The following is an 8881-nucleotide window of genomic DNA, read 5'->3' as shown; positions in this document are numbered from 1 at the left end:
ACTGCACTCGCTGCGCTCGTTTCGTTCAAACATGCTGCGCCAAGTCAGATCTTGAAGCGCGCACCGCGCGCAGCCCCAAGCTACTGCGCTGCTCAGCCCCTCACAAATCGCCCGACAGCTACCCGAGCTGCAGTGCGCTTGCATAGCGAGCGAGGTGCCTTGCCTCGGTGGCGAAAACCAAACTCGAAGGTGGCCCGGCCCGCCGACGGGCGATTTGTGCCCGGCCGAGAGCGCAGCGGAGCGGGTCAGGCGCGCCCAGCGCGCTTCAACATCATGCTTGGTGGCCCCTGTCTGAACGCAGTGAGCGAAGTGAACGAAGTGAGCGAAGTGAACGAAGTGAGTTGGCCACCGCTGGCCCGCGCAGTGAGCATCGAGGGCAGTCGGCTCGCCAGAGCCGACCCGGGCACCATGAGCACGGCGGCGGGCTGGGCCACCGGAGCGCTGCAGCCAAAAATCAAGAACGGCTCACAGCCCCGAAGAAAGGGGCCAGATCCACTTATTCGCTACCGCCCACCACCGGCAGGCCTTCTGCCCGCCAGCGCAGCATGCCGCCATTCAAGTTGGCCACTTGCTTGAAGCCGGCTTTTTGCAGCAGCACCGTGGCTTGCGCCGAGCGGGCGCCGGAGCGGCACACGGCCACCAGCGGACGCTGTGGGTCCAGCTCCGAGACCCGAGCCGCGAGTTGAGACAAGGGCAAGAGCTGCGCGCCCTCGATATGACCCAGCGCGTCGGTGAACTCCGCCGGCTCGCGCACATCCAAGAGCTGCAGCTTCCCAGCCGCGCCCTCCCCCGCACGCAACTCCGCCAGGGCATTGGCTTGGATCTCCCAGATACCGCTGAAGGCCAGCGTCAGCGGCGCCCATTCGCCTTCGTCCAGCGCCGCGCCATTTGACTCTGGCCGACCGCAGACCAGGTTGGCAGGCACGGCCTTGTCCATCAGCTTGGGGTGCGGCAGGCCCAGATGGTTCATATAGCCAGCAAAGTCGGCCTCATTGACGTCGCCGCCCAGGCGCGGGTTGAAGCGCAACTCCTCGGCGACGCTGGTGACCGTCAGACCCCGGTAGTCATGGCCGGGGTAGAGCAGGCAAGCTGCCGGCAGGCTGAGGATTTGTGTCTTGACCGATTGATACAGCATGGCCGGGCTGCCCTGCTGGAAGTCGGTGCGGCCACAGCCACGGATCAAAAGACTGTCGCCGGTGAAAGCGCGGCTCAAATCATCGAGCACATAGGTCAGGCAGCCATTGGTGTGGCCGGGGGTGGCGCGCACCTCTAAGTAACGCGAGCCGAAGCTGACCCGATCACCATGCTGCAGCAAGCGGTCTGCATGGGCGGCGCCCGAGGCGGCGGCCAGCATGATCTGGCTGCCACAGCGCTGCTTCAGCAACCAAGCGCCGGTGACATGGTCGGCATGTACATGGGTGTCGAGCGTGGCGACCAAACGTAGGCCCAGCTCGCGCAGCAGGGCCAGATCGCGGCGCTCATGCTCAAACACCGGGTCGATGATCACCGCCTCGGCGCTATTCGAATCACCCAGCAAATAGGTGTAGGTCGATGACGTGGGGTCAAACAACTGACGAAAGATCAACATGGCAAGCGCCTCCAAGAATCAGTCAAACGATCAGCCGCGCGCTGCGAAACAGCGGTCGTGCAGCCAAATCCCCAAAAGCATGGCGGGCACAAAAATCCACGCCGCCTCCATGCCCTGCCCCAAAGCCACCAAGGCCGGGCCCGGGCAAAAACCGGCAATGCCCCAGCCGACACCAAACAGCAAACCGCCCACCGCCAGACGCGCATCGATGCGCTTGTTGTTGGGGATCTCCATCGCGTCCCCGCTCCAGGCCCGGCTCTGACGCTTGGCATAAGCAAAGGCCAGCAGACCCACGCCCACTGCGCCGCCCATTACCAGGGCCAGGCTGGGGTCCCAAGCGCCGGCCAGGTCGAGAAAGGCTTTGACCTTGGCCGGATTGCTCATGCCGCCGAGCATCAGCCCAAGACCAAAAATCAAACCACTGAGCAATGCCAACACTGCGCGCATCTCAAGCCCCCAGCGTCAAGACATGACGCATCAGATAAACGGTGCCGAAACCGGCCGCCATAAAGATCATCACATTCACCAGCGAACGCAAAGACAGCCGACTCAGCCCGCAAACGCCATGCCCGCTGGTACAGCCATTGCCCAGGCGCGCACCAAAGCCCACCAAAACGCCGGCCAGCACCAAGCCAAGCGGCCCCACATCCACTTGCGCCGCCGGCCAGGGCGCGAAGCAGCGCCACAGCCACGGTGCCAACACCAAGCCTGCAATGAAAAACAAGCGCACCGTCTGCGAGCCAGTTCCCGCAGTCCTGGGCTTGAGCAGCGCCAGCAAGGGCTCGGACACGATGCCGATGATGCCCGCAATGCGGCCATTACCCAGCAAATAGAGCGCACTGGCCAGGCCAATCAATAGCCCGCCGCCCAGCGCCTGCCAAGGCGTGAAGTGAATCCAGTCGATGTTCATGGCGCAAATCTTAGGCGAGGACGCGGCAAGCACTCCCGGCTTGTCACTGGCATTTCATCCCGGCCTGTCACGCTTTTGACTTCGACACCTACAAAAAGAGGCATCTGCCGCCATGCCCACCGGTTTTCACCTCTTGATCGCGGCCCAGTTTGCCTCCGCACTCGCTGACAACGCCCTGCTCATCGTCATCATCGCCCGCCTGCAAGAGCTGAACCTGCCGGGCTGGTGGGCGCCGATGCTGAAGTTCGGCTTCACCGTGTCTTATGTGCTGCTGGCGCCTTTTGTCGGGCCGCTGGCCGATGCCTTCCCCAAAGCGCGGCTGATGGCCTGGATGAACGGCGTGAAGCTGCTCGCTGTGGGCGGCCTGGCCTGGGGTGTGCACCCCTTTGCGGCCTTCGCCTTGGTCGGCTTTGGGGCCGCCGCCTATGCGCCAGCCAAATACGGCCTGGTGACCGAGCTGGTTGGGCCCGATCGCCTGGTGCGCGCAAATGGCTGGTTAGAAGTCTCGGTGGTCTGCGCTGCTCTCTTCGGCACGGTGCTGGGCGGCTTGCTGGTCAGCCCCTGGCTGCTGAGCCAAGGCGCCTATGCCGAGTTGCGAACGGCCTTGAGCCACATGGGTTGGTTCAGCGCCAGCGGCTTGGGCGTGTCCATCATGATTTTGATGACCGTCTACGCCTTGGCTGGCCTGCTCAATCTGGGCGTGCCCAATAGCGGCGCCCGCTACCCGGCCAGCGGCATTCATCCCGTGGCCTTGAGCCGCGACTTCTGGCGCGCCAACCGCAAACTCTGGGCCGATGCCGACGGCGGCCTCTCGCTGGCCGTCACCACCTTGTTCTGGGGCGTGGGCGCCACGCTGCAACTGGCGGTGCTGCGCTGGGCGGCCGATGCCTTGCAACTGCCGCTCTCGCAATCCGCCTATCTGCAAGCCGCCGTGGCGGTGGGCGTGATCGCCGGCGCCGCTGCCGCCGGCCGCTGGGTGCCGCTGCACGCGGCCAAGCGCATGTTGGTCTTTGGGGTGCTATTGGGCTTGTTCATCCCCGCGATTGCCAGCACTCAGAGCCTCGTTTGGGCCATCCCGCTGTTGGTCTTGGTGGGCGCAGTCGGCGGGCTGATGGTCGTGCCGCTGAACGCCTTGCTGCAACACCGCGGCTACACCTTGCTGAGCGCTGGCCGCTCCATCGCCGTACAAGGCTTCAATGAAAACGCCAGCGTGCTTTTGATGCTCGCCGGCTACGCCGCCCTGCTCGCCCTGGACGTGCCCATCGTGGCCTTGATGTGGGGCTTTGGGCTGGCGATTGCTTTGGCGATGGGATTTTTGATGGGGAGGGAGGCGCGGCGTGCGCGTAAGGGCATCAATTCAACCCAGTCAATGCCTGCTAAGGCATCAGAGTTACAGAGGTCACTTGGGGCCACGAAACACTGAAATGAAGGACTAAACACCCGGCGGGCACCAAAAGAAAAATTCAGCGAGTTGACTGCAGGTGGAAGACCGCTTCGTGCCCGAAGCGAAACTTCGAGATCAAGCGCGAAGACCTGCATAGTAGTTTTTCCTTTGAAAAAGGCCGCGCAACTCTTAAGGAACGCTTGCGAGGGGCACTGATTTTCGGCCGATATGCTGTATCCGCAAGGTTCACGGAGGTTTTCAACAGAATGCTGCTGAACCTTACTTTGAGTGACTCCAGACCAAGCAGCTGCTCTCAAAGTCATTGTGTGACGCAATCGCTGTTTCGATCAGAGCTTTGAGCTCGGGCGCGACAGTGTAGTCTTTTGGGATTGCAAACGAATTTAGTAGTGCCTCGTCATATCTTCCAGACTTAACTACTGTTTTCAGCGCGGCAAGTAACTTCTTGCCTTTTACCGTACTTGGCGAAGGCCCGCTTGCTGCTTGCCACATTGCTTCGGCATCCGGTGATCCGCCGTTCGGCCACACACTTCGAACGACGTTCTTCCTTTTTTCAAGAAAGGTGTCGCGAGCCTTGGTTACCTTTTTCGCCGCCTCCTGTCGCCATTCTTCGGCGACCTCAACCGAAACGCCATAGAGCGCCGCCAGATAGGTGGCTTGACAGAAGTAGGCCTCGATGTCCGAGTCGGTTGTGACCCACGGAAACACCCCTGGCGTCTGAAAACCTGCAGTCCACTTTGCGGCTTCTTCAGGTGTCATGAAATCACCGTCACGGTGCAGCAGTGCGCGATTTTTTAGCTTTCCGTCTAACAATAGACCTTTTAAAAACTTGTCACGCGGCAAATTGTCTATACCGAAGCATCTACATACTGCGACCTGCCGAGATAGCTCCGGCCACTGGCGGAGGATAGCGCGAAGTGGTTTGTCGTCCTCATCCTCAACGAAGAAGAGCGCGACTTTGTCGAGCCCACCCCAACCGAGCAGTCGTCGAATCACCTCATCGTCTTCTGTCTCAATGACCCCGCTCTTCATCCAAACAAGCTTGGCAGCAGGACTCGCGGCTCGAACGATATGGGGGCTATGAGTTGTAAGGATTACTTGAGTGTTGTATTCAGGTGCAGCTCGTTCGAGGGCCTCTATGAGGCGCTCTTGCTTGTTTGGGTGAAGATGTGCGTCGGGCTCGTCGATCAGCATTACCTTCGGCTCGAACAGAATTAGGTACGCGAAGATTTGAACGACCTGCAACACGCCAGTGGCGGCGGTTTCAAGAGGCCGGCTGTAATCTGTTAGGTCGTTAGTCCTAAGTGTGGCCGAGATGTGATAGTCCTCGCGTTCATCGAAGGCAACATTAACTTGGACCCCCGGATGAACTTGATTTATGAGATTGTTGAGCTTCGCAAGTCTCTCAATCCCTTGCCTATCATCCACCTCTCCTTGCCTGCGGCTGCGTAGGTTTAGGAGGATGTTGCGCAAAACGCCCCCTGCATCACCGCTAGCGGCCTGCCGGCGCAGAGTCGGCTGAGCAAGGATGGACTCCCTCTCAGACAGACCAGCAAGGCCAGGGATATAGGCGGTGATGAACTGAAATCGCTGCTTATATGGCGTGACCGCGCCGCCTCCATCCATATAAGCCGTAATCCCACCCCGATTTCGCGCAGCGCGAATGCGGACTGTTGCTTGACTAGATTCCTCTCCGGTCGGGCGATGTGCAAACACGACTTCTACCGGGAGCGAACCTGCGTCTGATTTGAGTTCACCATTGTGAAGCGTTGTGAGTGGCTCACTCGAAGGAACGTAATCGAGTCGCTCAAAGGAAATCATCTCCTTTGTATTCTTGGGCAACACGTAACTGGCAGCTCGCGCAGCCCAGTGAATCGCTTGGAGCACGGACGACTTTCCACAACCATTCGGGCCAACGAGAATGGTGACGCTGTCAAGGGGAATGCTTGCCTTCTTAACCGCCTTAAATTGCGTGACCGTTATTGATTCCAGTGGACTCCAACGGCGCGCGCGAGGAGATCGAGTGTCTGCAATTTCAATTATCGAAGGGGGCGAATTCGAAGTACCAGTTTCTGCGTATGCCTGAGCACCTGAGATGGGTACACCTTCGGCGGCAACAGTTGCACTGCGGTCCTCGGCCCGCCCAAGGCCTGAAGCAGCATCATCCTCATCAAAGAAACCTGCAAGACTATCCTCATTCTGTTGCGCTTTTTGGCTGTTCATCAAGTGATTTTGGCATCGTTTCTAACGCAGAAACTAGCTGGAGAGCGTTTTCAGTGACGGCTTCCCGCCCAACGTCTGGATCGGGGTCAGGTCTTTAATCTATGGGCAAGACCTGACCCTAAAATCATCAAAGTGCTAGGTGCTTGCGCGCAGCGCAGCATCCATCGAGGCGACGCGCAGCGAGCCGTGTTCTTTGGGGTTCCCCTTCTGCATGGGCGAGGAGCGGAGAATTTGCCGGGCGTCGCACAGCGACTTCAAGCACTGACTTCGCGCCCCTTGTTTGAACGCAGCGTAGCGAAGTGAGTTGGGCGCGGCCCGGCAAATTTGAGTATCTGAGCGGACCCGTAGGACCATGCGGCAGGGGCGCCTTCTTTGCCCACTTTCTTGTGCGCACAAGAAAGTGGGTCGCCCGCCGGGGCGAATACCCGGCACGGTGCGGGAGAAAAGGCCCGACCTCAACAAAAGACCGTACGCACTGACCTCAAACGCATGAGGTCTAGGCGATCACCCCCTCAAACCGCCCCCTGCCTCACCCCCACAATCGGCGACCGGTACGGCACTTCGGCGCGGTGGATCACCGAGTCGAGCACGCCTTCGAAGCGAGCGACGATGCTGCTCCAATCGAGCGCGCTGGCGGTTTGGCAAGCGGCTTCGCCCATGCGCCGGCGGCCCTGAAAATCAGCCGCCAAACTGGCAGCGGCTTGCACAAAGGCGGCGGTGTCGTCCATCGGTGCGAGCACGCCGTTCTCGCCGCTGCGAATCAGTTGCGCGGCCGCTGCGTAATTGAAAGCCAGCACAGCTAAACCGCTGGCCATGGCCTCGGTGGTGACGTTGCCAAAGGTTTCGGTCAGGCTGGGGAACAAGAACAAATCGCCGCTGGCGTAATGCGCGGCCAGGTCTTCGCCCTTGCGCTGGCCGGCAAAAATGGCCTGCGGCAGGCGCTGTTGCAACTCGGCTTGCTGCGGGCCGCTGCCCACCACCACCAGCTTGGCGCGTGCATCGTTTTGGCTGATGGCCTCAAAGGCGGCGATGAGCGCCGGCAGATTCTTTTCGGGCGCGATCCGGCCCACGTAAAGCACCACCAAATCATCCGGCGCCACGCCCCATTGCTCGCGCAGCGCCTGGCTGCGACGCAAAGGGGTGAACTGCTTGGTGTCCACGCCGCGCGAAACCACGGTCAGGTTCTTGAAGCCGCCGGCCTCCAGATCGCGCCGCAGGGCTTCGGTGGGCACCATGGTGTTCTGGGTGCGGTTATGGAACTTGCGCAGATAGGCCATGATGGGCTTGTAGAGCCAACCAATGCCGTAGTGCCGGCTGTAGGCGTGGAAATTGGTGCGGAAGTCGGAGCAGACCGGCAGCTTCAGATGCGTGGCCGCTTGCAGGGCCGACCAGCCCAGGGCGCCCTCGGTGGCGATGTGCACCACATCAGGCCGGTGCACCGACCAGAGCTGCACCAGCGCCTTCTTGGACGGCACGCCCATGCGCAGATTCGGGTAGCGCGGAATTGGCAGGCCGCGCATCAGCACTTCATGAAAACGCACCGCGGTTTCGGCTGAGTCGTTGGCGTCTTGACGCGGCCGGATCAGCTGAACATCATGGTTACGCGCATGCAGGCCTTCAACGATGCGGGCGATGGTCATGGCCACGCCGTTCACCTCCGGCGGGTAGGTCTCGGTGACGAAGGCAATGCGCAGGGAGCGATGCGCCGCCGGGTAGTTGTCAACGAGGATGCCATCCGGTGTGTCGTGCTTCATGCCTGCATGGTGCCCAGCACGCATAACAGTTCGATGACAGCGGACTATTTAATTGCAGCCAATGCCTGATGCCCGCAGCCCGGCGCTTTTCAAAGCACTGATGCGCCGCCATCGTCACGGAATTTTCATGCAGGGCCGTCACCATCGCGCCACCGAAGCCAAAGCGGCGGGCAAGCCCATGTGTTTGCGACTCACTGCTTTCGGCCTGGCGGGCAGTCTTTTTGGTTTGCCCTTTTCATTGTTTCTTTCTTTCGAGGACGCGTGTGAACAAACCCTTCCTGCCCACTCTCGCTGCCACTCTGAAAGAGCAGCGCTGGGACGACCACCGCTACTACCACCACAGCCGCATCAACCAAAGCCTGCACCTGCTGAGCGCGATCTGTTTTGTGATCGCCTACGGCATGCTGTACTTTGACCCGGCCATGGCCGCCATCTTGGCTTGGTGCGTGTCGATGACCAGCCGCCAGGCCGGCCACTTCTTCTTCGAGCCGCGCGGCTATGACCATGTCAACCAAGCCACCGACGAGCACAAGGAAGAAATCAAGATCGGCTACAACATCCAGCGCAAGATCGTGCTGCTGGCGATCTGGGTGGCCATCCCGGCGCTGCTGTGGTTCCAGCCTTCGGCCTTCGGCTTGATTCAGCCCGCCACCGACTTCAATGGCTTTGTGCATGACGTCGGCATGGCCTGGTTGGCTCTGGGCGCCGCCGGCCTGATCTTCCGCGTGCTGCAGCTGTGGATTCAGCAAGACCTGATGACCGGCGTGGCCTGGATGACCAAGATCCTGACCGACCCCTTCCACGACATCATGCTGTATCACAAGGCCCCGCTCTACCTGCTGCGCGGCGAGCTGATCGACCCGATGGAGCATGTGGTGCACGAGGTGCAAGCGAAGAAGCGCTAAAGCCTAGATCGCTGAAACCCACGAACAAAAAGAAAAGAGGGCTTCTTGCGAAGCCCTCTTTTTGAATGTGTTTTCAGCGCTCGCGCATAACTCCAGCCA

General features: G+C 60.5%; 7 protein-coding genes. 2 read left to right on the top strand and 5 right to left on the bottom strand.

Annotation, left to right across the window (positions count from 1 at the left end):
- Positions 1-496: 496 nt before the first annotated feature.
- Genes WG899_RS21515 through WG899_RS21505 form a run of 3 tightly spaced genes read right to left on the bottom strand, consistent with a single transcriptional unit; the run spans position 497 to position 2498 of the window.
- Entirely contained in the window at positions 497-1585 is a 1089-nt protein-coding gene (locus WG899_RS21515) for a rhodanese-like domain-containing protein (RefSeq protein WP_339597716.1), read from the bottom strand.
- A 33-nt stretch (positions 1586-1618) separates the two neighbouring features.
- The gene (locus tag WG899_RS21510) at positions 1619-2035 is read right to left on the bottom strand and encodes a DUF6691 family protein (RefSeq protein WP_339597714.1); all 417 of its coding nucleotides are present in this window, start codon (positions 2033-2035) and stop codon (positions 1619-1621) included.
- 1 nt (position 2036) lies between these two features.
- Positions 2037-2498 (bottom strand): YeeE/YedE family protein, encoded by a 462-nt coding sequence (locus tag WG899_RS21505; protein ID WP_339597713.1) that lies wholly within the window; start codon positions 2496-2498, stop codon positions 2037-2039.
- A gap of 112 nt (positions 2499-2610) precedes the next feature.
- On the opposite strand from WG899_RS21505, the gene lplT reads away from it, so the two are divergent.
- Positions 2611-3921, top strand: coding sequence for a lysophospholipid transporter LplT (gene lplT, locus WG899_RS21500; protein WP_339597712.1), 1311 nt, complete (start codon positions 2611-2613; stop codon positions 3919-3921).
- Between the two features lie 240 nt (positions 3922-4161).
- Here the strand turns inward: lplT and WG899_RS21495 are convergent, their stop codons facing one another.
- Together WG899_RS21495 and WG899_RS21490 are read right to left on the bottom strand one after the other, a co-directional pair.
- A complete protein-coding gene (locus tag WG899_RS21495) occupies positions 4162-6123 on the bottom strand; it encodes an ATP-dependent nuclease (RefSeq protein WP_339597711.1) in 1962 nt (653 codons plus the stop codon).
- Between the two features lie 512 nt (positions 6124-6635).
- A complete protein-coding gene (locus tag WG899_RS21490) occupies positions 6636-7877 on the bottom strand; it encodes a glycosyltransferase family 4 protein (RefSeq protein WP_339597710.1) in 1242 nt (413 codons plus the stop codon).
- 263 nt (positions 7878-8140) lie between these two features.
- On the opposite strand from WG899_RS21490, the gene WG899_RS21485 reads away from it, so the two are divergent.
- On the top strand, positions 8141-8782 hold the full coding sequence (locus WG899_RS21485; RefSeq protein ID WP_339597709.1) for a hypothetical protein: 642 nt from the start codon (positions 8141-8143) through the stop codon (positions 8780-8782).
- Positions 8783-8881: the final 99 nt, after the last annotated feature.

Origin of the sequence: Paucibacter hankyongi, assembly GCF_037482915.1 — a bacterium.
Taxonomy (GTDB): Bacteria; Pseudomonadota; Gammaproteobacteria; order Burkholderiales; family Burkholderiaceae_C; genus Paucibacter_A; species Paucibacter_A hankyongi.
Note: the sequence above shows the minus strand (reverse complement) of the source record. Positions and strands in the feature narration are given on the sequence as shown.

Bases quoted from the DNA above. Each gene is read 5' to 3' on its own strand.
- WG899_RS21505 (WP_339597713.1), bottom strand. From the start codon at position 2,498: ATGAACATCGACTGGATTCACTTCACGCCTTGGCAGGCGCTGGGCGGC.
- WG899_RS21495 (WP_339597711.1), bottom strand. From the start codon at position 6,123: ATGAACAGCCAAAAAGCGCAACAGAATGAGGATAGTCTTGCAGGTTTC.
- lplT (WP_339597712.1), top strand. From the start codon at position 2,611: ATGCCCACCGGTTTTCACCTCTTGATCGCGGCCCAGTTTGCCTCCGCA.
- WG899_RS21490 (WP_339597710.1), bottom strand. From the start codon at position 7,877: ATGAAGCACGACACACCGGATGGCATCCTCGTTGACAACTACCCGGCG.
- WG899_RS21510 (WP_339597714.1), bottom strand. From the start codon at position 2,035: ATGCGCGCAGTGTTGGCATTGCTCAGTGGTTTGATTTTTGGTCTTGGG.